Source organism: Sphingopyxis sp. Root1497 (assembly GCF_001427085.1).
GTDB lineage: Bacteria > Pseudomonadota > Alphaproteobacteria > Sphingomonadales > Sphingomonadaceae > Sphingopyxis.
The window spans coordinates 464,911-490,268 of sequence record NZ_LMGF01000001.1 but is presented as its reverse complement, the minus strand read 5'-3'; the positions used below and the strand labels follow the sequence as shown (position 1 = coordinate 490,268).

Annotated in this window: 23 protein-coding genes; 12 read left to right on the top strand and 11 right to left on the bottom strand. The window is 67.0% G+C overall.

The annotated features are described in order from the left end of the window. The first annotated feature begins 167 nt into the window (after window positions 1–167). The 10 genes from tldD to ASD67_RS02205 all read left to right on the top strand — a co-directional run bounded on the left by tldD (window position 168) and on the right by ASD67_RS02205 (window position 10,478). Window positions 168–1,595, top strand: coding sequence for a metalloprotease TldD (gene tldD / locus ASD67_RS02250; protein WP_056342592.1), 1,428 nt, complete (start codon window positions 168–170; stop codon window positions 1,593–1,595). Between the two features lie 216 nt (window positions 1,596–1,811). Then, a complete protein-coding gene (locus ASD67_RS02245; protein ID WP_056342589.1) occupies window positions 1,812–3,038 on the top strand; it encodes a hypothetical protein in 1,227 nt (408 codons plus the stop codon). Window positions 3,039–3,177: 139 nt separating this feature from the next. Further along, window positions 3,178–3,579: a hypothetical protein gene (locus tag ASD67_RS02240; RefSeq protein WP_056342586.1), complete on the top strand. Its 402-nt coding sequence runs from the start codon at window positions 3,178–3,180 to the stop codon at window positions 3,577–3,579. Between the two features lie 91 nt (window positions 3,580–3,670). Beyond that, a complete protein-coding gene (locus ASD67_RS02235) occupies window positions 3,671–4,252 on the top strand; it encodes a DUF924 family protein (protein WP_056342584.1) in 582 nt (193 codons plus the stop codon). Window positions 4,253–4,286: 34 nt separating this feature from the next. Then, window positions 4,287–4,853, top strand: coding sequence for a pyridoxamine 5'-phosphate oxidase family protein (locus ASD67_RS02230; RefSeq protein ID WP_056342582.1), 567 nt, complete (start codon window positions 4,287–4,289; stop codon window positions 4,851–4,853). Further along, a complete protein-coding gene (locus ASD67_RS02225; RefSeq protein ID WP_056342579.1) occupies window positions 4,853–5,065 on the top strand; it encodes a putative signal transducing protein in 213 nt (70 codons plus the stop codon). Before ASD67_RS02230 ends, ASD67_RS02225 begins: the two co-directional genes overlap by 1 nt. A 51-nt stretch (window positions 5,066–5,116) precedes the next feature. Continuing rightward, window positions 5,117–5,815 (top strand): endonuclease/exonuclease/phosphatase family protein, encoded by a 699-nt coding sequence (locus ASD67_RS02220; RefSeq protein WP_056342578.1) that lies wholly within the window; start codon window positions 5,117–5,119, stop codon window positions 5,813–5,815. A 206-nt stretch (window positions 5,816–6,021) separates the two neighbouring features. Next, window positions 6,022–6,360, top strand: coding sequence for a P-II family nitrogen regulator (locus tag ASD67_RS02215; RefSeq protein WP_003043080.1), 339 nt, complete (start codon window positions 6,022–6,024; stop codon window positions 6,358–6,360). A 17-nt stretch (window positions 6,361–6,377) separates the two neighbouring features. After that, window positions 6,378–7,757, top strand: a complete 1,380-nt coding sequence (locus tag ASD67_RS02210) for an ammonium transporter (RefSeq protein ID WP_056342575.1) — start codon at window positions 6,378–6,380, stop codon at window positions 7,755–7,757. A gap of 351 nt (window positions 7,758–8,108) precedes the next feature. Then, window positions 8,109–10,478: a TonB-dependent receptor gene (locus tag ASD67_RS02205; protein ID WP_056342572.1), complete on the top strand. Its 2,370-nt coding sequence runs from the start codon at window positions 8,109–8,111 to the stop codon at window positions 10,476–10,478. Between the two features lie 453 nt (window positions 10,479–10,931). Here ASD67_RS02205 and ASD67_RS02200 read toward each other — a convergent pair whose 3' ends face one another. Then, on the bottom strand, window positions 10,932–11,309 hold the full coding sequence (locus tag ASD67_RS02200; protein ID WP_056342568.1) for a VOC family protein: 378 nt from the start codon (window positions 11,307–11,309) through the stop codon (window positions 10,932–10,934). Window positions 11,310–11,488: 179 nt separating this feature from the next. Here ASD67_RS02200 and ASD67_RS02195 point away from each other — a divergent pair, with 179 nt between their 5' ends. Next, on the top strand, window positions 11,489–12,028 hold the full coding sequence (locus ASD67_RS02195; protein ID WP_056342565.1) for a winged helix-turn-helix transcriptional regulator: 540 nt from the start codon (window positions 11,489–11,491) through the stop codon (window positions 12,026–12,028). A gap of 79 nt (window positions 12,029–12,107) precedes the next feature. Here ASD67_RS02195 and ASD67_RS02190 read toward each other — a convergent pair whose 3' ends face one another. The 4 genes from ASD67_RS02190 to ASD67_RS02175 all read right to left on the bottom strand — a co-directional run bounded on the left by ASD67_RS02190 (window position 12,108) and on the right by ASD67_RS02175 (window position 15,616). Next, window positions 12,108–13,694, bottom strand: a complete 1,587-nt coding sequence (locus tag ASD67_RS02190) for a GMC family oxidoreductase (RefSeq protein WP_056342562.1) — start codon at window positions 13,692–13,694, stop codon at window positions 12,108–12,110. A 176-nt stretch (window positions 13,695–13,870) separates the two neighbouring features. Next, complete coding sequence (locus tag ASD67_RS02185; protein WP_056342559.1) at window positions 13,871–14,785, bottom strand: sterol desaturase family protein; 915 nt, start codon at window positions 14,783–14,785, stop codon at window positions 13,871–13,873. Next, on the bottom strand, window positions 14,778–15,185 hold the full coding sequence (locus ASD67_RS02180; RefSeq protein WP_056342553.1) for a hypothetical protein: 408 nt from the start codon (window positions 15,183–15,185) through the stop codon (window positions 14,778–14,780). The genes ASD67_RS02185 and ASD67_RS02180 overlap by 8 nt, the downstream gene beginning before the upstream one ends. Continuing rightward, window positions 15,182–15,616: a TIGR01244 family sulfur transferase gene (locus ASD67_RS02175; protein ID WP_056342550.1), complete on the bottom strand. Its 435-nt coding sequence runs from the start codon at window positions 15,614–15,616 to the stop codon at window positions 15,182–15,184. Before ASD67_RS02175 ends, ASD67_RS02180 begins: the two co-directional genes overlap by 4 nt. A gap of 91 nt (window positions 15,617–15,707) precedes the next feature. Between ASD67_RS02175 and ASD67_RS02170 the strand changes: the two genes are divergently transcribed. Further along, window positions 15,708–16,349: a GNAT family N-acetyltransferase gene (locus ASD67_RS02170; RefSeq protein WP_162248527.1), complete on the top strand. Its 642-nt coding sequence runs from the start codon at window positions 15,708–15,710 to the stop codon at window positions 16,347–16,349. 121 nt (window positions 16,350–16,470) lie between these two features. On the opposite strand, the gene ASD67_RS02165 is transcribed toward ASD67_RS02170, so the two are convergent. The 6 genes from ASD67_RS02165 to ASD67_RS02140 all read right to left on the bottom strand — a co-directional run bounded on the left by ASD67_RS02165 (window position 16,471) and on the right by ASD67_RS02140 (window position 25,177). Continuing rightward, on the bottom strand, window positions 16,471–17,298 hold the full coding sequence (locus ASD67_RS02165; RefSeq protein ID WP_082544772.1) for a sterol desaturase family protein: 828 nt from the start codon (window positions 17,296–17,298) through the stop codon (window positions 16,471–16,473). Window positions 17,299–17,375: 77 nt separating this feature from the next. Next, complete coding sequence (locus tag ASD67_RS02160) at window positions 17,376–18,434, bottom strand: AraC family transcriptional regulator (protein ID WP_162248526.1); 1,059 nt, start codon at window positions 18,432–18,434, stop codon at window positions 17,376–17,378. 47 nt (window positions 18,435–18,481) lie between these two features. Next, window positions 18,482–19,465, bottom strand: coding sequence for a hypothetical protein (locus tag ASD67_RS02155; RefSeq protein WP_056342542.1), 984 nt, complete (start codon window positions 19,463–19,465; stop codon window positions 18,482–18,484). A 118-nt stretch (window positions 19,466–19,583) separates the two neighbouring features. Then, window positions 19,584–21,359: a DNA helicase RecQ gene (gene recQ / locus ASD67_RS02150; RefSeq protein ID WP_056342540.1), complete on the bottom strand. Its 1,776-nt coding sequence runs from the start codon at window positions 21,357–21,359 to the stop codon at window positions 19,584–19,586. Window positions 21,360–21,437: 78 nt separating this feature from the next. Then, window positions 21,438–23,081 (bottom strand): YbaL family putative K(+) efflux transporter, encoded by a 1,644-nt coding sequence (gene ybaL, locus ASD67_RS02145; protein ID WP_056342538.1) that lies wholly within the window; start codon window positions 23,079–23,081, stop codon window positions 21,438–21,440. Window positions 23,082–23,152: 71 nt separating this feature from the next. Beyond that, window positions 23,153–25,177, bottom strand: coding sequence for a putative bifunctional diguanylate cyclase/phosphodiesterase (locus ASD67_RS02140; protein ID WP_200937970.1), 2,025 nt, complete (start codon window positions 25,175–25,177; stop codon window positions 23,153–23,155). Window positions 25,178–25,358 lie beyond the last annotated feature (181 nt).

Genomic DNA, 25,358 nt, shown 5'->3' with positions numbered 1-25,358 from the left:
AGAAAGCTTGCACCACGCCTACGGCGTCGGCCCCTCCGTCAGCGCTTCGGGCTGCCACCTCCCCATCGCTGCGCGACGGGGAGGACTTTTACGTCCGCTCCCCACCCCACAACCACCCGTCCGCATCAACCCTTTGCGCCGCCGCCCCGCGCGCCTATATCGGCCTCATGACAAGCCCCACCGATCCCCGCCGCTTCCTCTATCGCGCCGATGCGCTCGATCCCGATCTTGCGCAGAAGCTCGCGAAGGAAGCGCTCGCCAAGGCCGATGACGGTGAGCTTTACCTGCAATATCGCGCGACCGAGAGCTTCGGCTTCGACGACGGGCGTCTCAAGACGGCGGATTATTCGACCGATGCGGGCTTCGGGCTGCGCGCTGTGTCGGGCGAGATGACGGGCTTTGCCCATGCCAGCGACATCAGCGCCCCGGCGATCCGCCGCGCCGCCGAGACGCTCGCGCTGCTCGACCCTGCGAACCAGCCGCACGCCGCCGCCCCCGCGCGGACCAATCGCCATCTTTATGGCGAGGCCAATCCGCTCGACCTGATCCCCTTCGCCAAGAAGGTCGCGCTGTGCCAGCAGATCGACGCCGCCGCCCGCGCGCGCGATCCGCGCATCGCGCAGGTCTCGGTCGCGCTCGCCGGCAGCTGGTCGGTGGTCGAGATCGTCCGCGCCGACGGCTTCCTCGCGACCGACATCCGCCCGCTCGTCCGCCTCAACGTGTCGATCGTGGTCGAGGAGAATGGCCGGCGTGAGAGCGGCTATTTCGGCCTCGGCGGTCGTTACATGTACGACCATCTGTTCGAGGAAGCGCAGTGGAACCGCGCGATCGACGAGGCGCTGGCGCAGGCGCTCGTCAATCTCGAGGCGGTCGACGCCCCGGCGGGCGAGATGACCGTGCTGCTCGGTCCCGGCTGGCCCGGCGTGCTGCTCCATGAAGCGATCGGCCACGGGCTCGAGGGCGATTTCAACCGCAAGGGCACCAGCGCCTTTTCGGGCCGCATCGGTGAGCGCGTCGCCGCAGCGGGCGTCACCGTCGTCGACGACGGCAGCCTCGCCGAACGGCGCGGTTCGCTGAGCATCGACGACGAGGGCACCCCGACCAGCGAAACCGTGCTGATCGAGGATGGCATCCTCAAGGGCTATATGCAGGACCGGCTCAACGCGCGGCTGATGGGCATGGCGCCGACCGGCAACGGCCGCCGCGAAAGCTTTGCCCATGCGCCGATGCCGCGCATGACCAACACCTTCATGAAAGGCGGAAACGACGATCCCGCCGAACTGCTCAGCCGCGTCAAGAACGGCATTTTTGCCAAAAGCATGGGCGGCGGCCAGGTCGACATCGTGTCGGGCAAATTCGTGTTCAGCTGCACTGAGGCGTACAAGATCGAAAATGGCAAGCTCGGCGCCCCGATCAAGGGCGCGACGCTGATCGGCGACGGGCCGAGCGTGCTCACGAAAGTTACCGGCATCGGCAACGACATGGCGCTCGACGAAGGCATCGGCGTGTGCGGCAAGGGCGGCCAGAGCGTCCCCGCGGGCGTTGGCCAGCCGACTTTGCTGGTGAGCGGGCTGACGGTGGGCGGGACGGCTTAACGCCCCTCTCCCCGTCATTGCGAGCGAAGCGAAGCAATCCAGAGTAGGCGTACACCGCTCTGGATTGCTTCGCTTCGCTCGCAATGACGGGATTCTGTGACGCGCATCACTTGGCCTTCGCCAATCTCGCGCCTATACGCCTCTCAAACATAAAGCAGAAATTGGGTCGCATGAGCTTTTCCCCGGGGGCAGAACCTCCGGTCGCAGGGAGGAATTATGCGCAAGACTTTCCAATTCACTTCGCTCGCGGTCATCGCCGCGATGCTGACCGCGCCCGTCGCGGCGCAGCAGAAGACCACCGGTCCCAAGGAACGCTATGAGATGGACGCCGCGACGATGTCGGGCTTTGCCGCGATGGGCGGCGGCAAGGGCGGCATGGGCGGCGCGATGAGCATGATGTTCGGCGGCGGCCCCGACAGCGCGTTGGCGCGCCAGCTGGTCCTGCGCCTCGGCTCGAACGAGTTGCCGACCGCGCCGCCGCCGAAGGGCGATCATTTTTTCCTGCCGCAGGCCAAGCTTGGCAAATCGGTGCCGCTGATCGCGCCCGAGCGCAAGGACGGCACCTACCCGACCGAATTCGAACGGCCGAAGGGTCGCCTGCTGCTCTATTGGGGCTGCGGCGCCAAGGCGGGGCCGGGGCAGCCGGTGATCATCGATTTCGCCAAGGTCGCGGCGGGACAGGTGCCGCCGAACCTCTTCTCGACCGCCGTGCCGATCGTCCGCGAAGTGTCGCCGTCGAACAGCAAATCCTATATGGAATGGCCGAACGGCAAATCGACCAAGATGCCGTCCAAGGACAGCAGCCTGCTCGGCGCGCACCGCGTCGCGAGCAATGTCGGCAACGACATCAATTTCACCCTCGCGCAGGATTATATGCCCGCGCTGCAGGCCTCGACCGCCGACCAGGCCGACGGGTCGGTGACGATCCGCTGGAACCCGGTGCAGAACGCCACCGGTTATGCCGCCTGGACAATCGGCGGGATGGGTAACGGAAGCGGCAAGAACGACGTCGGCGACATCGTCTGGTGGACAAGCAGCGCGACCAAGGAATTCGGCGGCGGGCTGTGGGACTGGCTGCCGCCCTCGGTGGTCGCCAACCTGATCACCAAGAAGATCGTGATGCCGCCATCGCAGACGACGTGCCAGATCCCCGCCGAGGTCAAGAAATCGTCGGGCGAGTTCATGATGGGCAACCTCAACGCCTTCGGCCCCGAGGCGAACTTCTCCTATCCGCCCAAGCCCGCGACGGGGGTGTGGAACATCGACTGGACCGCGAAGGTGCGCTTCCGCTCGTACACGATGCTGATGGTCGGCGCCGATTTCGGCGGCATGAGCGGCGGCGGCGCGGCGAGCGGAAGCAGCAGCGGCGAGACCGCACCGCCCGCCAAGAAAAAGAAATGCAAGGGCCCGCTGGGCATTCCGCTGCCCGACGGCGCCTGCTGAGCGCACGCGCGTGACCTGGCCGGTCCCTCCCGCAGGCTCGAGGGAGCGGCCAGGTCACCATGCCTGAGTCAGTTGTCGTTCAGACGAGATGCCCTATATCGGCGGCAGAGGGTGTGTGTTGAATGACAGGAGTCGAACCATGCGTCCGTTAATCGCCACCATTATCGCCGCCGCCGCGGTGGCCGCCGCGCCCGCCGCATCGGCGAAGGAAAAGCTGACCGGCGAGCAGCAGCTCGAAAAATTGCTCGATGGCCGCGTCGCGGGCGAGCCGCAAAACTGCATCCAGCTGACCGGATCGAACAGCACCACGATCATCGACGGCACCGCGATCGTCTATCGCATCGGTAGCACGCTTTGGGTCAACCGGCCGAAGGGCGGTGCAGAATCGCTCGACGACGACGATATTCTCGTCACCAAATTGACCGGCAGCCAGCTGTGCAGCATCGACACCGTTCAGCTGCGCGACCGGACGAGCCAGATGTACAGCGGCTTCGTGTCGCTCGGCGAGTTCGTGCCGTACCGCCGTCCCAAGGCCGAATAGCGCCAAAAAGCCCCGTCATTGCGAGGAGCCGGAGGCGACGAAGCAATCCAGGGTTGCGTAAACGGCTCTGGATTGCTTCGCTTCGTTCGCAATGACGACCGATTCCGAACATCCCGACCTTCCGCCGCCGCCCGCCGACTGGCCGGCGCAGCTCCTGACCTTCTGGTTCGACGCGCATGGCATGGACGACTGGTATGGCGGCGGGCCGGATTTCGACACCGACATCCGCGCGCTGGCCGGCGACTGGCACGAAGCGCTGCGCGCGCTCCCCGCCGCCAGCTTCCTGACCGACCCCGACACCGCGCTGGCCGCGGCAATCCTGTTCGATCAGGTGCCGCGCAATATCTTTCGCGGATCCGCCGATGCCTTTGCTACCGACGATCTCGCCCGCGCGATCGCGCGCGGCATCGTCACGCACGGCTGGGACAAGGCCTGGCCCGACGCGCGGCGCCAGTTCGCCTATCTCCCCTATCAGCACAGCGAGGACCTCGCCGACCAGCGCGAATCCTTGCGCCTGTTCGGCCAGCTCGCCGATCCGATGTTCCAGGACTATGCGCAGAAGCATTTCGCCATCGTCGACCGCTTCGGCCGCTTCCCGCATCGCAACGCGGTGCTCGGCCGCACGACACGCCCCGAGGAGCAGGCGGCGGTGGAGGAAGGCAAAAATTGGTGATAAGCCCGCCACACCGATCTTGCGGAGCCCCGACATGGCCGATTTCACCGACAGCCTGACCGACAAGCATATCGCTTTCATCGCGAAGCAACCGGTCTTCTTCACCGCGACCGCCGCCGCCGATGCGCGGATCAACCTGTCGCCCAAGGGCTATGCCGACACGTTTAGGGTGCTGTCCGAAAACCGGGTCGCCTATCTCGATTTCGGCGGATCGGGCAACGAGACGCACGCGCATCTCGCCGCCGACGGGCGCATCACCATCATGTTCTGCGCCTTCGACCGCAGCGCGCTGATCCTGCGCATCTATGGCCGCGGCCGCGCGGTGCTGCCGCAGGACGATGAATGGGAGACGATCGCCAGTCCTTTCACCCTGATCCCCGGCACCCGCCAGATCTTCGTGATCGACGTCGACAGCGTGCAGACCAGTTGCGGCTGGGGCGTGCCGATGATGGAATTGCAGCACGAACGCGACACGCTGCAGAAATATCACCGTCAGGCCGACCCGGTGCTGTGGGTCGAGAAATTCCAGGAACGCACCAGGAGCATCGACGGCCTGCCAACGCGCCCGACCGACCGTTTCATCACCGGCGACCCGGCCTGATGGCGCTCGTCGAGCTGGTACGCCTGCCGAACGGGGTCGAGGCCGAATTGCTGCGTGGCCGGCTCGAAAGCGCCGGCGTCCATGCCGTGTGTTTCGACGCCGGCATGAATATCGCCGAAAGTGTCGGCCTGCTGATCCCGGTGCGGGTGATGGTGCTCGACGACGATCTGGCCGACGCGCAGGCCTTGATGGCGGAGTTCGGCGCCGGCTGAACGCAACCTAAGCCTTGCTCAGACGTCCATAATCCTGTGAAAATGCCCGCCATGATCAAGGTCGCCAGTTACAATATGCGCAAGGGCATCGGTCTCGACCGGCGCCGCGATCCGGGGCGGGTGCTGTCGGTGCTGCGCGAACTCGACGCCGATATCGTCGCACTGCAGGAGGCCGACCGCCGCTTCGGGACCCGCGCCAGCGCGATCCCGCCGCATATGTTCGAAGAGCATAGCGACTATGTGCCGGTCGACCTGCTCGGCGGGCGTCCCTATGCCATCGGCTGGCACGGCAATGCGCTGCTGGTGCGCAAGGGCGCCGAAGTCGAGGAGAGCCACGCACTCCATCTGCCGACGCTCGAACCGCGCGGCGCGGTCGCGGCGACGGTGCGCATCGGCGATACGCGGCTGCGCGTCGTCGGCATGCATCTCGACATTTCGGGGCTGCGCCGCCGGCAACAGGCGCGCGCGATCCTCCATCACCTCGCGGCGGGCGAGGACCTGCCGACGATCCTGATGGGCGACTGCAACGAATGGCGCAACCAGGGCGGCTGCCTCCATGATTTCGGCGAACGCCATCGCCTCGTCGACACCGGCCACAGCTTCCACAGCCGTCGCCCGGTGGCGAAACTCGACCGCATCTTCGCCTCGCCCGACCTGCAGGCGGTCGACGCCGGGGTGCATCGCAGCGCGCTCGCGGCGCGCGCGTCGGACCATCTGCCGATCTGGGCGCGCTTCGAGCGGGCGGGATAGCCTGAAAAAGCCCCTCCCCTAAGGGGCGGGCAGGTTACGTCCCTGCCCATAATTTAGGCATCGCGCTGCCTCGCCTGCCCATTCCACTGACTCAATCGGTCGCCTGCGCGCGCCAATTCGTCACAAAATGTTAACTCAACCCCCGCCCGCGTAATTTGGCACGGCTGTTGCAGTGCAACATCTGCCAATAATCACAAGGGGGCGTCATGAAGCTGATCCTGGCTATCATCAAACCGTTCAAGCTCGACGAGGTGCGCGAAGCCCTCACCGGCTTGGGCATTGCCGGAATGACCGTGACCGAAGTCAAAGGCTTCGGTCGTCAGAAAGGCCAGACCGAAATCTACCGCGGCGCGGAATATGCCACCAACATGGTGCCGAAGGTGAAGATCGAGCTCGTCTGCGACGACGCGCTCGCACCGCGGGTCGTCGAAACGCTGCAGCAAAGCGCCGGAACCGGGTCGATCGGCGATGGCAAGATTTTCGTCCTCGACGTCGGTCAGGCCGTGCGCATCCGCACCGGCGAGACCGGCGAGGCGGCTCTGTAATGATAAAGGGGGAAGCAATGACGTTCGCAAACAAATTTGCGGCGACCGCCGGGGCTGCGGGCCTCGCACTGTTCGCCGCGCTGCCCGTGTGGGCGCAGGAAGCGGCAGCCGCCGCCGCGGCGCCCGCCGCCGAAGCCGCACCCGCAGTCGCCAACCCGGGCAATAACGCCTGGATGATGACCGCCACCGTCCTCGTCCTGCTGATGATCCTGCCGGGCCTCGCGCTCTTCTACGGCGGCCTCACGCGCACCAAGAACATGCTGTCGACGATGACGCAGGTCGGCGCCGCCGCCTGTCTCGCGATGCTGATCTGGGTCAGCTACGGCTATGGCCTCGCCTTCGGACCCGAGGGCAACGCCTTTATCAGCTGGGGCAAATTCTTCCTGTCGGGCGTCACCGCCGACTCGACCGGCGCGACCTTCACCGACGAAGTGATCAGCGAATATGTGTTCATCTCGTTCCAGATGACCTTCGCCGCGATCACCCTCGCGCTGGTCCTCGGCTCGGTCGTCGAGCGCCTCAAATTCTCGGCCATGCTCGTGTTCGGCGCGATCTGGCTGACCATCGTCTATTTCCCGATCGCACACATGGTGTGGGCGGGCGGCGGCCTGTTCTTCGAAGGCGGCATGTTCGGCACCGACACGCCGGCCGCGCTCGACTTCGCCGGCGGCACCGTGGTCCACATCAACGCCGGCGTCTCGGCGCTGGTCGCCGCGATCATCCTCGGCAAGCGCATCGGCTACCAGAAGGAAATCATGGCGCCGCACTCGCTGACCATGACGATGATCGGCACCGGCCTGCTGTGGGTGGGCTGGTTCGGCTTCAACGCCGGCTCGGCACTCGAAGCCAATGGCTCGGCGGGCCTCGCTATGATCAACACGATGGTCGCCACCGCCGCCGCCGCGCTCGTCTGGATGCTCGCCGAAAAGGTCAGCGGCCACAAGCCTTCGGCGCTCGGCTTCTGCTCGGGCGTCATCGCCGGCCTCGTCGCGATCACCCCGGCCGCCGGCAACGCCGGTCCGTTCGGTGCGATCCTGCTCGGCGCGGTCGCCTCGGTCGTCTGCTACTTCGCGGTGACCAAGCTCAAGGCCAAGCTCGGCTATGACGACTCGCTCGACGCCTTCGGCATCCACGGCATCGGCGGCATGGTCGGCGCGATCGGCACCGCCTTCACCATGCTGGTCGCGCTCGGCGGCCCGGCGGGCGAAGACTATGCCCTCGGCCCGCAGATCACGACGCAGGTCATGGCGGTCGTCACCACCATCATCTGGTCGACCATCGGCACCGCGATCGCGATCTACATCGCCAAGGCGCTGACCGGCCTGCGGGTCAGCGAAGAGGTGGAGCGCGAAGGCCTCGACCTCGGCGAACATGGCGAGCGTGCCTATAATTATTGACGAGACTGGACACCCGCCGCCGCTCTCTCCTCTTTAAAAAGGCGGCGGGGTCCAACCCAGGTTCCTCCTGCGAACCACTGGCCGGGGCTTGTCCCCGGCCTTTTTTTTCGATGGCGGCCGGGGCGGCCGCAGGCCCGGACCAGGTCTCCGGCTTTTTTTTGCTTGCGGCCCAGCGGCCTAGCGGCGACGCACCCAGGCGGCCTGGCGCGTCGGTATGTGGCAGCAATGCAACAGCGCGCCGACATTTTGTTACGCGCGATTCGGACCCCATTGCGCATTTATGACAAGAGGCGCACTCCTCTCGCCGCGACGGGACAAGATAGTCCCGCGCTGCTCAGAGAGGAAAACATCATGCATGCTCGCACTATGCTGCTGGCCGGGCTTTCGACGCTCGCGCTGGCCAATTTCGTTACGCCCGCCGCCGCGCAGGACGCCGCCGCCGAGGAAGACGACAGCAACATCATCATCGTCACCGCGACCAAGCGCGACGCCAATCTTCAGGACATCCCCTTTTCGATCAACGCGCAGACCGCCGCCGACATCCAGAGGTCGGGGGCGGTGACGCTCGAGGATCTGTCGCGCAACGTCGCCGGCCTGTCGGTGCAAAACCTTGGCCCCGGCCAGAGCCAGGTGTCGGTCCGCGGCGTGTCGGCGGGACAGGTCGTGCGCGACCAGCCCGGCGTCAAGGAACAGGTCGGCGTCTATCTCGACGAAAGCGTCATCTCGCTCTCGCTCTTCACCCCCGACATCGACCTTTTCGACCTCAACCGCGTCGAAACGCTGCGCGGGCCGCAGGGCACGCTGTTCGGGTCGGGGTCGGTCGGCGGCACGATCCGCTACATCACCAACCAGCCCAAGCTCGGCGTGACCGAAGGCAGCGTCGAGGCGAACCTCAACCTCGTCGACGGCGACGATATCGGGGGTCATCTGAAAGGCGCGATCAACGTCCCGCTCGGCGACAAGGCGGCGGTGCGCGCGGTCGGCTATTACACGCGCTACGGCGGCTTCATCAACGCGGTCGGCCCCGCGGGCGGCAACGACGTCAACAGCGGCGAACGTTATGGCGGGCGCCTCGCGGTGACCTTCGAGCCCGTCGACGACGTCACCATCACCCCGCGCATCGTCTATCAAAAGGTGACCGCCGACGGCTTCAACCGCCAGGATATCTATAATCTCTATGGCAACCGCTTCACCACCACGCGCCCGCAGGTGACCTATGACGAGCGCGAGCAATATCTGCTGCTGCGCGAAGCGTTCGAGGACAAGACGCTGATCGCCGACCTGGTGATGAACGCCAAGCTCGACGGCGTTTCGGTCACCTCGGTGACCAGCTACACCAACCGCGACATCCTCGTCAGCCGCGACGCGAGCGCGCTGACCGGTTCGGTCTCGGTCGACCTCGGTTTCCCGACCGCCGGGGTATTGCTGCCATCGGCCCTCGTCGACACCACCGACCTTAAGACCTTCACGCAGGAAGTCCGCCTCGCATCGGATTATGACAGCGCCTTCCAATGGGTGTTCGGCGGTTTCTATTCGAGCACCGACCGCTTCTATCGCCAGCGTCTGCCCACCCCCGGTTATGACGCCTTCACCGATGCGACGCTCGGCGCGGGCACCTCGGCAGCGGTCGCCAACGGCTTCCCCGCCAACTCGCCGTACAACGCCGACCTGCCCTATAAGATCAAGCAGCTCGCGATCTTCGGCGAAGGCACCTATTCGATCACCGACGCCTTCGACGTCACGGTCGGCGGCCGCTATTACGACTTCGTCGAGACGCGGCGCTTCGTCACCGGCGGATTGTTCGCGAACGGCGACCGCCGCCGCGACAAGACGCGCTCGAACGGCATCAGTCCGCGCGTGCTGCTGAGCTATGACGTCGCCGACAATGTGTCGGTCAATGCACAGGCGTCGAAGGGCTTTCGCCTCGGCGGGGTCAACGATCCGCTCAACCTGCCGCTCTGCTCGCCGAGCGATGCGGCGCTGTTCGGTGGCTTCCAGGATTATGACGACGAGACCTTGTGGAACTATGAAGTCGGCGTGAAGTCGAAGGGCCGCGGCTTCACCTTGAACACCGCCGCCTTCTACAACGACATTCGCAACCTCCAGGTCACGCTCGACGCCGGCAGCTGCTCGTCGCGCATCGTCTTCAACGTCCCCAAGGCGCATTCGATGGGGGTCGAGGTCGAGCTCGGGGTGAACCCGATCGACGGACTCGACCTCAACCTGTCGGGCAGCCTGATCGAGGCCGAGTTCGACACCACCCTGCCCGGCGTACTCGCCACCGCGACGGGCATCCGCGAAGGCAACCGCCTGCCCTCGGTCCCGAAGTTCCAGCTGTCGGCATCGGGCAGCTATGAATTCCCGGTCTCGGACAGCGCGTCGGCCTATCTCGCGGCGTCGTTCCAGCATGTCGGCGCGCGCTACACCCAGCCCGCGGATCAGGAAAACAACCCGCGCACCTTCGTCCACGGCCTGCCCTTCGGCGGCGCCCCGGCGAACGCCGCGACGACGGTCGACCTCGAACTGCCCGATTACCAGCTGGTCAATCTCAGCGCCGGGGTCGATTTCGAAAGCGGCCTGTCGCTCAGCGTCTATGTCAACAATCTGCTCGACGAAAACGCCCTGCTCTCGTTCGACCGCGAACGCGGCGGCCGGGCGCGCCTCGGCTATACTGTCGGCCAGCCGCGCACCTTTGGCGTCACTGCGCGCCAGAGTTTCTAATCGATCGGGGCGGGTTGCCGTTCGCGGCTGCCCGCCTTCGCAGGCGCACAATAAATAGGCAGTGGTGATGCAAATTTAGGCCTTTCCATCATGACATTAATATGGCATTCAACCATCAAGAGTTTCAGGAGGGGAGAGCCTGAAAGGCTGGGCCGGGACGCAAGTCCCGGCCCTCTTTTTTTGTGCGCAGCATAAGCCATCGCGCAAAAGCCCGGAAAAGCGCGGCGCGGAATTTTGCTGCGCCGCAGCCGGCGCACGGGGCGGCTGCGAAAGCCCCCCGATTCGCCGCGGCGGAATCCTCCCGAATAACCCGTACCCGCGTACCTGTCGCCGCACGCGGCGCGTTGCGGATTCCGCTCGGACGAAAGAATGAGCGAGTCGGGTCCGGGCTTGAAGAGGGACCCATCGCAACCCCCGCCGCAGCAATGCGGCGGGGGTTGCTCTATCAGGCGCTCAGACCGCGCCCGCCTCGGACCGCGAGAACATGAAGGCGTTGCCGTCGGGATCATAGAAGGTGAGCAGCTTCACCAGCCCCGGGATATGCTGGATATCGCCGTCCTGCCGCACCCCTTCGGCGTCGAGATGCGCCTTCGCCGCGACGATATCCTCGACCTCGAAGACGTTGGTCGCGCCGCCGCCCTGCACCACCGTCTCGACCTCGCTCAGCCCGATGTTCACGCCCGCCATCGGCGATTTGAGCTCGCACCAGCCGATCTCGTCGGCGCGGTAGAGCAATGTGCACAGCATCACCCGCTCGTACCAGGCGATCGACGCGGTCATGTCCTTGACCCCCATCGAACAGGTGAGTTCGTACCCGATCTTCAACGCCATTGCCATTTCTCCCTATCTGGCCAGGACTTCGCCATTGCGAGCGAAGCAATCCAGGGCGACTGACGCCCCCTCTGGATTGCCGCGTCGCCTGCGGCTCCTCGCAATGACGGTGCTTATGAATTGGAACCCGAGCCCCAATCCGCTTGCTTCGATAGTCTGGTTTGTATAGTAACTAGCAAATGCCGTCAAGCGTTCCCGATCCCCTGCTCGCGCAGTTGACCCGCCACCGCTGGCTGATCCCGCTGCTCGCCGATCTCGCCGCGCACCGCGGCGCGCGGTTCGTCGAACTGGTGAACCGGCTCGCGCTCGCGCGGGACAGCCTGACGCGCACGCTCGACGCCGCGGCGGCGATCGGCTGGGTGCAACGCAATCCCGGCCACGGCCACCCGCTGCGCCCCGAATATATCCTCACCGAAAGCGGTGCCGCCGCCGCACTGCGCGCCGCGACGATCGCACAGGTGCAGGCGGCAATCGGCCTGCCGCCCGGCGCGGCGACGCGCTGGGGGCTGCCGCTGGTCGCCGGCATCGACGCCGGGCACGCCCGCTTCAACGCGCTGTCGCGGCTGCTCGCCCCCGCAACCCCGCGCGCGCTGTCGCAGGGGCTGACCGCGCTCGGCAAGCATGGGCTGGTCGTGCGCGAGGTGGTCGACGGACGGCCGCCGAGCAGTCTCTATGGGCTGACGGAGACGGGGCGGGTGCTGGCGGAGGCTTGCGCTTAGCGCTCCCCGGCGAAAGCCGGGGTCCATGCGACGCCGCGCCAGCTCTCTGGGCCCCGGCTTTCGCCGGGGAACGTCAGGGTCAGGTCAAAGCCGCCTTCACGAAATCCGCCGCGCGTTCGCCGATCATGATGCTCGGCGCATTGGTGTTGCCACTGACCAGCCGCGGCATGATGCTCGCGTCGGCGACCCACAGCGCGTCGAGGCCCTTCGCCTTCAGCGTCGGGTCGACCACCGCAGCATCGTCGCTGCCCATGCGGCACGTCCCGACCGGATGATAGACGGTGTCGGCGCGCGACCGGATCAGCGCGTCGAGCGCGGCATCGTCGGCGAGGTCCACCGGATGCCGGTCGGCGCCGGCATAGTCCGACAGCGGCGGCGCGGCGGCGATGCGGTGCATCATCCGCACCCCGGCGCGGAGCGTCGCCATGTCACGGTCGTCGGTCAGGAAGCCCGGATCGATCGCGGGCGCGGCGGCGGCGTCCGGTGATGCGAGGCGCACCGTGCCGCGGCTTTCGGGCCGCAGCACGCAGGCGTGGATCGAAAAGCCATGCCCCTTCACCTTGGTCCGCCCATGGTCCTCGAGCATCGCGGGTACAAAATGATATTGGATATCGGGCGCGGGCAGGTCGGGGTGCGATTTCCAGAAGCCGCCCGCTTCGGCGAAGCAGGTCGTCATGATGCCGGTGCGTTTCAGCCGGTGCTCGACGATCGCCTTGAGCATCCGCCAGCTGCCACCGAGGCTGTCGCCGAAGGGATCGGTCGAGCGCGTCTCCCAACTCGACACATAATCGATATGATCCTGCAGGTCTGCACCCACCGAGGCGCGATCGGCGACCACATCGATGCCCTGCTCCTGCAGATGCGCGCCCGGCCCGATCCCTGACAGCATCAGGATCTGCGGGCTGTTGAAGGCCCCCGCCGACAGGATGACCCCGCCCCGCGCGCGCAGCGTCTCGCGGCTACCACCGCGCCGAATCACGACCCCGGTCGCGCGCCCGTCCTCGACGAGGATCTTCTCGACCAGCGCCTTGGTGCGGATGTCGAGATTGGCGCGCCCGCGCAGCGGTTCGACATAGGCGCGCGCCGCCGACCAGCGCTCGCCTGCCTTTTGCGTCGTCTGATAAAGGCCGAACCCCTCGTTATTCGGTCCGTTGAAATCGGCGGTGCGCGGCAGTTGCAGCGCCGCCGCGCTTTCGACGAAGCGCCGGCTCGTCACATTGGGCCAGCGCTGGTCCATGACATTGAGCGGCCCGTCGCCGCCATGGAAATCATCCGCCCCGCGCTCATTGCCCTCGCTGCGTTTGAAATATGGCAGCACGTCGGCATAGCTCCAGCCGGTCGCGCCGAGCGCCTCCCACTGGTCGTAATCGAACTTGTGGCCGCGGATATAGACCATCGCGTTGATCGCGCTCGACCCGCCGAGACCGCGCCCGCGCGGCTGATAGCCGATGCGGCCGTTCAGCCCCTTTTGCGCAACGGTGTCGTAGCGATAGTTCGACGCCTCGGGGATGAAGGGCATGAAGCCCGGTGTCTTGACGCGAATGATATCGTTCGTGCCGCCCGCCTCGACCAGACACACGCTGCGCGTGCCGTCCTCAGCCAGCCGCCCCGCCGCCGCGCTCCCCGCGCTGCCGCCGCCGATGACGATGATGTCGAACTGATCCATATGCCGCTCCCCTCGCGCCGCCTGCGGGCGGTCGCCGGGTGCTTACATGAATGTCATTAGCGGGCGAAGCAAGACCCTAGTCGTCGCCCCCGCAAAGGCGGGGGCCGCTGGAAGTTTAGGCCTTCGCCGATGGCCAAGGCCGACAACGGAACCCGCCTTCGCGGGGGCGACGATGCCTACTCCGCCGGCTCTTCCACCGGCCGCCCCGCCGCCCAGCGTTCCTTGATCATCGCGCTCGTCGCACGGCTGCCGTCGTGGCTCCAGCCGGGCTCGCGCCACATGTAGCTGAGCTTGTGTTTCCACGGCGCGGCCCAGACGTCTTTCGCGATGCCCACCCATTCATGCACCGCGGCCCAAAATATGTTGAAGCTGCCGAGCTGCTTGACGATGCCGTAGCGCACCGGCTCGTCGTCGCGTTCGGGAACGAAGCTGCCGAACATCTTGTCCCAGATGATGAAGACCCCGGCGTAATTGGCGTCGAGATAGCGCGGGTTGACGCCGTGATGGACGCGGTGGTGCGACGGGGTGTTCATCACCGCCTCGAACCAGCGCGGCAGGCGCTTGATCGCCTCGGTATGGATCCAGAACTGGTAGATCAGGTTCAGCCCCGCGCAGAAAAAGACCATCGCGGGCGGGAAGCCGATCAGGAAGAGCGGCAGGCGGAACAGGAAGGTCAGGCTGAAGAACCCCGTCCATGTCTGCCGCAGCGCGGTCGACAGATTATAATGCTGGCTGCTGTGGTGGATGACGTGGCTCGCCCAGAACCAGCGCACGCGGTGGGCGCTGCGGTGGAAGGCGTAATAGGCGAGGTCGTCGAGGAAGAAGCAGAGGATCCACGCCCACCACCAGCTTTTGAATTCGATCCCGATGTCGAACAGGCGATATTGATAGACCCACACCGACGCCCCGATCACCGCCGCGCCGACCAGCGCGCCGGCGACCTGGCTCACCGTGCCGAGCATCAGCGAGGTCAGGGTGTCGCGCGCCTCGTAGCGGCTTTTGTCCTTGCGCAGAGAAATCACCATCTCGGCGATCAGCAGCAGGATGAAGGCGGGCACCGCATAGACGACGGGATCGGGAAGCTTATCCACGGGCGATCTCGCGCATCCGGCTGGCCCACATCCCCGCGTCCTTCCCCAATTGCAGCGTCACCGTGCCGAAGGTGCGTTCGGGCATCGTCAGGATCAGAAAGTCCTTGTCGAGCCGACCGGTCACGCTGGCATCGATCGGGCGCGCCGCGAAATGATTGCCGTGCGCGCGGACCAGCATCTGGCGCCCCCCGGCATCGCGGACGATCGCCGCGAAACCCGCCCGGTCGCGCGCGACCTCGACGCCCCTGAACCCCGCCTCGGCCTCTTCGGCGAGGCGGATCGCATGCGCCTCGTCCGCGATGCGCGGATCGGCGCCCAGTCCCATGGCCTTGACCAGCCAGGCGACGAACAGCACCGCGACCAGCGAAGCGCCCAATTGGATGAGGTCCGTCAGCGTCATTTGTCGCCCGCGAGCGCGTCCATCATCGGCCGCAGCCCGCTCAGGTCATACCCCGCATTCGCCGCTGCCTCGACGATGGCATCGACATCATCGCCGGCGCGCGCGCGGGTCAGCGCCCACAGATGCGTCGAGCGCGTGCCCGACCGGCAATATGCGAGGATCGGCCCCGTCGCATCGCCGAGCAAGGTGTCGAGCGCGTCGAGCTGCGGATGGCTGAAGCCAGCATGGCCGACCGGGATCGCGGCATAGGCCAGTCCCTCGGCCGCCGCGGCATGCGCGATATCGTCGCCCTGCGGCGCGGAAGGTTCCTCGCCGTCGGGCCGGTTGTTGACGATCATCGCGAAGCCCGCGGCCTTGGCCTCGGCCACGTCCTCGAGTGTAATCTGGGGGGCGACGCTATAGTCGGCGGACAGGGTTCGAAAATCGCTCATGGCGCCGATCTACTCCCGCCGCCCGCTCGCTGACAAGCGGGAAGCTGCGTTGCCGCTTTCCTTGCCCGGCGCTTTACCTATGGTCGATGCCATGGACGATCATTTCACATGGGCCTTCGGCTATTGCGCGGCGCGCGGCTATGGCCATCCAGTTGCCGCGACCACCCCTCCGGCGCTGTGGTTCGATGTCGGCAAGCCCGATCAGGCCGGCCGCTTCATTCTGGGGAATGTGTCAGGGGAGGCGGCCGCCGATGCGTTCGCCGCTGTCGCGGCGTCCCATATCTATGTCGACATTGCCGCGCCGCGCGACGCCATTCTCCCCCATATTCCGCCGCGCTGGCAGCCACGCGACGCGATGTGGCTTATGGCGACCGACGCCATCATGCCGGCGGCACTGCCCACGCCCGGCTTTGCGATCGAAGTCGATGAAAGCACCGACCGTTTCGAGGCGGTGGCCAGACATGGCGACGGGTCGCTCGCCGCGCGCGGCGTTCTCGGCATCCATGGCGGCACCGCCGTCTATGACCAGATCGTCACCGAAGCGGCGTTCGCTCGCCGCGGGCTCGGCTCGGCGATCATGGCCGAACTCGGTCGCCGCGCCGTTGCCCGCGGCGTCACCACATGCCTGCTGGTCGCCACCGCCGACGGCAAGGCGCTTTACGAACGGCTCGGTTGGACGCTGCGCAGCGACATCGTCTCGGTCATCTCGCCACCGGGGCGTCCCCACCCATAGCCCGAAAGCCGCGAAAGCCTGGGGACGCGATCCGCGCCCCCAGGCTCCCTGAAGCAGGCCCGCCTTGCGGGAGGCCCACTGCCTTCTCCCCGAACCCCTCGCCCGGGAAGGCGGTTTCGGTTCAGGCGGCCACCGCTGTTGCGCCTGAGTCGGCGGGTTTCGCGCCCACCGCCCGGTCGCCGGCCACCACCTCGGCAAAACGCTCGGCATAACGCGGGTGCTCGGTCCCCATCATCTTGTCCCACCAGGTGAAATAGAGCCCGTAATTCTTGTTGAAGCCGCCATTGTGGTGGAGGTCGTGGTGCGTCGTGGTGTTGATCCAGCGCGTCCACGGCGTCGACAGCCACCAGCGCGGGTGGAGTTCGAACCCGGCATGCCCCATCGCGTTGCGCAGGATCTGGAACAATATCCAGCTCAGCATCACCCAGACCGGGGTCGCCACAAAGAGCAGCCAGATCGGCACGAAGGCGATCATCACGAACGCCTCGGGAATCGCGAAACTGTATGCCGCCCAGGGCGTCGGGGTGATCGAGCGGTGATGCGCGCGGTGGAAGATCCTGAACAATTTCGGGTGGTGCATCGCGCGGTGCACCCAATAGAAATAGGCGTCGTGGGCGACGATGATCGCAGCGAGCAGCGCGAGGTCGCCGGCCCAGCCATAGCTGCCCTCGAACCGGTGCAGCACCCCGACATCGACGCCCCAGATGATGAACGCCGACACGACGGTATAGACCGCGACGGTCTGCACCGACTGCGCGAATTCGCGGCGCCTGTCGGCCATCGTCGCCTCGCGCGCCTGGATCTTGCGAGTCCTGAGGCTGGTCCGCCGCAATCCCCAGACGATCGCCGCGACCAGCGCGGCGGCGACCAGGTAGCGACCGAAGTCGAAGGCGAAGACGACCGGCCCTTTGTGGACCAGATTGGCGAGCGGCGGAAAGGCGTCGAGCATCGGGGCATCCTGTCTGGATTGGATGCCCGCCTTTCAGCACGGCAGCAGATACCTCGCTCCCCGATGTCCGAAAACGGCTAGCCGATTCCGGAATCGGCGAATCGGACGCTGCGATATTCGCTCGGCGTCATCGCCTCGGCGTCGCGGAACGCGCGGTTGAACGGCCCGAGCGAGCCGAAACCCGCGTCGAGCGCGATCGTCAGGATCGGCACCTCGCGCTGCGCCGGGTCGGCGAGCGCGGCGCGGACCTCGTCGAGCCGGAAGCCGTTCAGGAAGGCGGTGAAGTTGCGAAACCCCATTTCGCCGTTGATCGCGCGCCGCACGCGATATTCTGGCTCGCCGAGCCTTGCCGCGAGCATCGCGATCGAGAAACCCTCGGCGCGATAGGCGCGCTCATCGGCCATCACCGCGCGCAACCGCTGCGCCAGCGGCGACGGCGCGGTGGGCGACGCCACCGCATCGGGTTCCGTCGACGCTCCCGGCGCCGCGAACAATTCGGTTGCGCGAAACCGGTACAGCCCGACCGAGACGATGAAGGTCGCGACGAAGATCGCGACCAGCGTCACCGACCGGCCAAGGTCCCGGCTCATGTCGCGGTTGTGAAACATCTCGACAAAGGTGACGAGCAGGATGAAGCCGCCGATCGCCCCGACGACGCCGAGCCGGAATCCGCGCCGTGCCTCGATCAGGTCGTTGGCGCGCCCGCGCCAGGCGATCCACATGCCCGCAACCGCAAAGGCGAACATGCCGATCCGCACCACCCCCCAAATCTCCCAGCTGAAGCGCCCGGTCGCCGCGATCAGCGCAACCTGGATCAGCGGCAACGCGCCGAACGCCAGCACCAGCAACCAACTGCGCCGGCCGATCCGCTGCCGGTCGTCGAACCACAGCCGCGCGAACAGCCAGAACAGGGCCGGCACCATCACCGACAGCGTGTCCAAGAGGATATAGGGATAGTGCGCCGCGCCGTGCAGCTTGAGCAAACCCGACAGGAGATAGGCGACGATGGTGACGTTCATCGCAATCGCGACCCGCGCCGACAGGACGGCCCGATGGTCGCGTACCAAAATGGCGATCCACAAGGCGAACAGCGCGATCGCGCCGCCGCGAATCATCGGGTCGATTATATCCAGCACCGCCATCGCCGTCTGCTAGCTCACGGCGCGCGGCGGCGCCACCGTGCCTAGCCGTCGGGATATTGGTCGATGCAGGTCTGCATTTCGGCCCACAGCCCGCCCGCGGCGGCAAGCTGGACCACCCCCATTTCCTTGCCGAGCACCTTGACCTGCATCGTCCGGCCGGCCTTCAGAGTCGGCCAATAATATTCCTGCAGCGCCCCCAGCTTGTAATCGGTCGCGCCTTCCTCGGTCGCGCCATAGATGAAGCGCGCGGCCACCGCGCCATCGACGAAGATCGCGGTGCCCGGGAAATTGGCGTAGGTGACGCCGGGATCGAACCGATCGCGCGGATTGCCTTCGGCATCCTCGCCGGCACTCGCGCCCTTCTCGTGCTGCGCCGACAGCGCCTCGGATTTGCCTTCGTCGATGCGTGGCAGCGCCTTGCCGCTCAGCCAGATATTGCCATCGTTGAAATTGGTGAAGCGCAGCGCGAGCGTCAGATCCTTCGCCAGCGGCCGCGTCGCGATGCAGCTGTTGCCGCGCGACTGAAAGGTCCAGCCGTCGCCGAAGCTCAAATCCTTGCGCGGGATCGGCGGCGGTTCGCTGCCCTGCCGTTCCAGCGCGGCGCCGTCCGCGAATTTTTCGGGCGCCGCGAGCGCGAGCAGTTCGGCCATGTCGCGATAGGCGTCGAGATGGGCGCGGCGCAGCTTATCGCACGCGGTCATGCGTCCGATCAGGTGATCGGCCCGCGCGCTGCCTTCGGCGGGCTGCGCGACCACGGCTTCGCCCTCTTCCTTGTGCACCGTATCGAAGGCGGCGGTCTGCTCGGCGTCGCTCAACGCTGATCGGTCGCTGGCGAGCGCGAACCAGGTCAGCGCCATCGCCTCGCGCGTCCGCACCGCTTCGGCATCGCCCTCAACGAGCACCCCCATCAGGCTGTTGAGCACCCCGCAACGCGCCGCGTCGTCATAGGCGACCGGGGTTTCCTCGGCGGCGGCGGGAACAGCAAGCAACAGGGCGGGAAATATCGGCAGGGCATAGCGCAACATGGCAGGCTCCATCGGCCGCGACCCTGCGCGCCTGATGCGGCGGTCGCGGGTCCCTGTCAATCGCGATGGGATCGGGCCGAGAGGCCGGTTTCGATTTGCCTGGTGCGCGGCGCGCGGATCAAAACTGCCTTATCACCGCCAGAAACGCATCGCCCCACGCCTCGAGCTTTTTTGCGCCGACCCCCGGGATCGCCCCCATCGCGTGCAGCGTGCCGGGCTTTTCGGTCGCCATCGCGCGCAGCACCGCGTCGTGGAACACGACATAGGGCGGCACCCCCGCCTCGGCCGCGAGTTCGCGCCGGACGCTGCGCAGCGCGTCGAACAGCGGGTCGCCGACCGGGTTCGGCGCCCCGCCCGCGCCACCGCGCTCGCGCCGCGTGCGTTTCACCGGCGGTTCGGCCATCAGCACCTCGGCCTCGCCCTTCAGCACCGGGCGCGCCGCGGGGCCGAGCATCAGTCCGCCATGTTCGGTCGTGGCGAGCGCCTCGCGCGCCATCAGGCTGCGCACCAGCGGCTTGATCAACCGCGCCTCCTCGCCCGCGACGATGCCGAACACCGACAATTTGTCGTGACCGCGGCTGACGATCCGTTCGTCGCTGCGCCCCGTCAGCACCGCCTCGACATGGCCGATGCCGAAGCTCTGCCCGGTGCGATACACCGCCGAGAGCAATTTGCGCGCCAGTTCGGTCGCGTCGATCCGGCTCGGCGGTTCGAGGCAATTGTCGCAATTGCCGCAGCGCTCGGGCGGGTCTTCGCCGAAATGGCGGAGCAGCAAGGCGCGGCGGCACGCCGGTGTCTCGACCAGCGCACCAAGCGCGTTCAGGCGTGCCCGCTCGCCGGCGACACGCGCCTCGGGCAGTTCGCCCAATCGCGACCGCGCCATCGCGAAGTCGGTCGCCCCCCACAGCATCAGCGCCTCGGCGGGGTCGCCGTCGCGGCCGGCGCGGCCGGTTTCCTGATAATAGGCCTCGATCGACTTCGGCAGCCCGGCGTGCGCGACGAAGCGCACGTCTGGTTTGTCGATCCCCATGCCGAAAGCGACCGTCGCGGTGACGATGCCGTCTTCCGACGCGACGAAATCATGCTGGACGCGCGCGCGGATTTCGGGATCGAGCCCGGCGTGATAGGCCGCGACCTTGCGCCCGGTGGCCGCCGCGAGTTGGCTCGCAAGCTTCTCGGTCCCGCTGCGCGTTGGGCAATAGACGATGCCGGGGCCCGGATTGGCGGTGATGAAATCGGTGAGCTGGCGCGCCGGGGTGACGCGCCCGCGCATCGCATAGCGGATGTTCGGCCGGTCGAACCCCGCGAGGATCAGTCCGCCCGCGGGGATGCCGAGCTGGACGAGGATATCCTCGCGCGTATGCTTGTCGGCTGTCGCGGTCAGCGCGAGCCGCGGCACCGCCGGGAAAGCGTCGAGCAAGGGCCGCAGCAGGCGGTAGTCGGGGCGGAAATCATGCCCCCATTCGCTGACGCAATGCGCCTCGTCGATCGCGAACAGCGCCGGGCTGCGCGCCTCGAGCAGCGCGCGAAACCCCTCGCCGGTCGCGCGTTCGGGCGCCACATAAAGCAGGTCGAGGTCGCCGTCGCGATAGCGCTGCCGCGTCTCGGCGAAATCGGCATCGACGCTGGTCAGCGCCGCCGCGCGGATTCCCGCCGCCCGCGCCCCGCGCAGCTGGTCGTGCATCAGCGCGATCAGCGGCGACACGACGACGACGCAGCCGGGCAGCGCGACCGCGGGCAGCTGATAGGTCAGCGACTTGCCCGCGCCGGTCGGCATCACCGCGAGCGTGCGCTCGCCCGCCATGACGCGGTCGACGACTTCGCCCTGGCGGCCACGGAAATGGTCGAAGCCGAAGGTCGATTTCAGGAGGGGGAGCAGCGCGGCGGCAGACATAGTGCGGGCGATAGGAAGTTTGGGAGAGCGGGGGAAGCCCCCATTCCGTCGCCCCCGCCTTCGCGGGGACGACGGCAATTACGCCCCCGCCAGCATCGCCCGTTCGGCCATCCGCGACGCCGTCTCGCGTTCGGCCATCACGACATGGTCGGCGCCGCGCCGCACCAGGTCGGTCACCTCCTCGTCCGAATGCGCGCGCGCGACGATCAGCAGTTTGGGATTGATCGCCCGCGCGCGCCGCACGATCGCCCCCGCCTCGACTCCCTCGGGGATCGCGATCAGCAGGGTCGAGGCGTCCTCGATCCCCGCCTGCCGCAGGATGCTTTCCTTGGTTGCGTCGCCGACGATCACCGTCGCGCCGGCCTGCTTCGCCGCCGCCGCCATGTCCTTCTGGTCCTCGATCACCGTCAGCCCCTCGCCGCGGCCGCAGATCAGCGAGCCGATATGGCTGCCGACGCGGCCATAACCGATCAGCACCACCCCGGCGTTGCACGGCGCGGGCGCCGCTTCGGCCTCGGCCGGTTCCTCCGCCGCATCGGGCTGCTCGGCGCGGATGCGCCGCACCGCGAGGGTGAACAGGATCGGATTGAACAGGATCGACAGCAGCGCGCCCGCGAGGATCAGGTCGCGCCCGGTCTCGGGCAGCACCTCGAGCCCGACCCCCAGTCCCGCAAGGATGAAGGAGAATTCGCCGATCTGCGCCAGGCTGACCGATACGGTCAGCGCGGTTCGCGAATCATGGCCGAAGGCGCGGACGAGCGCATAGGCGGCGACCGATTTGCCGATGACGATGATCGCGACCGTCGCGATCACCGGCCCCGGCTGCTCGATCAGCACCTTGGGGTCGAAGAGCATGCCGACCGATACGAAGAACAGCACCGCGAACGCATCGCGCAGCGGCAGCGTTTCCTCGGCGGCGCGACGCGACAGCTGCGTCTCGCCGAGGATCATGCCGGCGAAGAAGGCGCCGAGCGCAAAGCTCACGTCGAAAATCACCGCCGCGCCGAACGCGACCCCCAGCGCGATCGCCAGCACCGCGAGCCGGAACAGCTCGCGCGATCCCGAATGCGCGACCCAGTGCAGCACCCAGGGCAGCACCCGCCGCGCGATCACGAACATGAAGGCGGCGAAACCGACGACCTTGACCAGCACGATCGCCGCCGATTGCAGCAGCCCCGCGCTCGTTCCCTCGTCGCCGCGCGCCCCGAACATCGCGGGCAGCAGCACGAGCGCGAGCACCATGACGAGGTCCTCGACGATCAGCCAGCCGACCGCGATCCGTCCCTTTTCGGTCTCGACCATGTCGCGCGCCTGCAGTGCGCGCAGCAGCACCACCGTCGAGGCGACCGACAGCGCGAGGCCGAAGACCACGCTGCCCTCGATCGACCAGCCGAGCCACAGCCCGAGCATCATCCCCAGCGCGGTCGCCACCGCGATCTGCAGCACCGCCCCCGGCACCGCGATCTTGCGCACCGACAACAGGTCTTTCAGCGAAAAATGCAGGCCGACCCCGAACATCAGCAGGATCACGCCGATCTCGGCGAGTTGCATCGCAAGCCCGGTGTCGGCAACGAAGCCCGGGGTGAACGGCCCGACCATCACGCCGGCGAGCAGATAGCCCGCGATCGGCGAAATGCGCAGCCGATGCGCCAGCGCGCCCATCAGAAAGGCGACCCCCAAGCCCGCGACCACGGTTCCGATCAAAGAAGTGTCGTGCGGCATGCTCCTTGCGTACGGGGCGCGGGCACGGCGGGTCAAGTTGTGCGGCGCAAAAAAACGTGACGGGCGACCCGTCAGGCGGCCTGTGCGCCCAGGCCTCCGCCCGCATCTGCCAGCGCGACCCCGCGGCCCGGGCGGCCGATCAGGAAACCCTGCGCCTCGTCGCAACCCTCGCGGCGCAGCACCTCGAGCTGCTCGCGCGTCTCGATCCCTTCCGCCAGGATCGGGATCGACAGGCTCTTGCCCAGCGCCAGCACCGCGCGCAAAATCGCCGTCGACTGAATATTGCCTTCCAGCTCGGCGGCGAAGAAGCGGTCGAGCTTGATCTTGTCGAACGGAAAGGCGCGCAGCGTTTCGAGCGACGAATAGCCGGTGCCGAAATCGTCGAGCGCGACCCCGATGCCCAGCGCCTTGATCTGGCGCAGCACGTGCAGCGCGCGGTCGCGGTCGGCGATGATCGCGGTCTCGGTCAGCTCGATCTCCAGCCGCCGCGGCGGCAGGCCGGTATCGATCAGCACCTGGTGGAACAGGCGCGGCAGGTCGGCGTGCGCCAGCTGCAGCGGCGACACATTGATCGCGACCTTCGACTGGTGCGGCCAGGCGGCCGCATCGGCGCAGGCGCGGCGCAGCACCCATTCGCCGAGCGCGAGGATGAAGCCGTTCGATTCGGCGATCGGAATGAACACCGCAGGGGGGATCGCGCCGCGTTGCGGGTGGGTCCAGCGCAGCAGCGCCTCATAGCCGGTGACCGCCCCGCTCGTGACCGATGTCTGGACCTGGTAATGGACGTCGAGTTCGTCGCGGTCGATCGCGCGGCGCAGGTCGGCGGCGAGTTCGCGCTGATCGCGGATCGCCTCATCGAGCTGCGAATCATAATGGCACGGCACCGGCGCGGCGTCGGCCTTGGCCCGGTACATCGCGAGGTCGGCATTGTTCGCCAGCACTTCGGCGGTCGCGGCATCGTCGGGGAAGACCGCGATGCCGATGCTCGCGCCCAGCCGCGCTTCGAAATCCGCCAGAATCAGCGGGGCCTTCAGCTCGGCATCGAGCCGCGCCGCGAACGCCGTCAGCTGCGCGCGATCGGTGAAGCGCGTCAGCGCGACGAACTCGTCGCCGCCCAGCCGCGCGACAAATTCATTGTGACCGAGCGCATCGCGCATCCGCTGCGCGATGCGCGCGAGCACCTCGTCACCGGCCTTGTGGCCGTGGACGTCGTTGATTTCCTTGAAGCGGTCGAGGTCGATCGCACAGAGGCCGACGCGCTCGCCATTGACGATCGCGGCGCCGATTTGCCGCGCCAGTTCGGCGCGAAAGGCGGTGCGGTTGGGCAGGCCGGTCAGCGCGTCGTTCATCGCCATATGGGTCAGCTCGCGCATCGCCTCCGAGCGCGTCTGCCGGTCGAGCATCGCGGCGAACACGCCGGCGGCGATCACGATGCCGCCGACCAGCACCGTCGCGAGCGCCAGCGCATTGAATTCCGACGGGCGGAGCGGTGTCTGGTCGAGCGCCATCGGGGTGATGCGCATCGCGGTCATCGCGAGGAAATGCAGCGAGGCGATCGCGAGCACGATCAGCGTCGTGGCGAGCAGGACCCGATGGCGCATCGCCCGCTGCGTGCGCAGCACGGTCAGCGCGGCTGCGGCGAAGACCATGCCGCTAATCACCGCTGCTGCGATATAATTCTGGTCCCAGGCGACGATGCCGTCGACGCGATAGGCGGTCATGCCGGTAAAGTGCATCGCGGCGATCGCGCCGCCGAACAGCGCGCCGCCGATCGCGCCAAAAATATCGTCGCGGCCCCACGCGGCGACCGCGAAACCGATGAACGATCCGACTATCGCGACCATCAGCGAGGCGATCGTCAACACCGGATCGAGCGTGACAGGGGCTTTCGCTTCAAAGGCGAGCATCGCGACGAAATGGGTGCACCAGATCGTCGCGCTGGCCGCGACGGCGACGAGGAACGCCCAAGCGATCCCCTGCGCCCGCTCCGCATCGCGCGCGCGTTCGAACATCTGTACGATGGCAAAGGCACCGACGCCGCAGATCGCGACGGCGAGCGCGACGAGCCACGGATCGTGCTCGATCGCGATGCACATGGCCAGCCTGATCAAAATCCCCACCTCTTGACGCAAAACAGCCCGCGGACAGGGCGGGACGATTGCTGCCGAAATGGCGGTAATTGCTTACAAATTTGTAAATATTGTTGACGGTGGGGAGGGGGTTGGACGGTGCGCTAAGCTTCGTGCATCCCTTTGTCGCGCGGCGGCAATTGAGCTA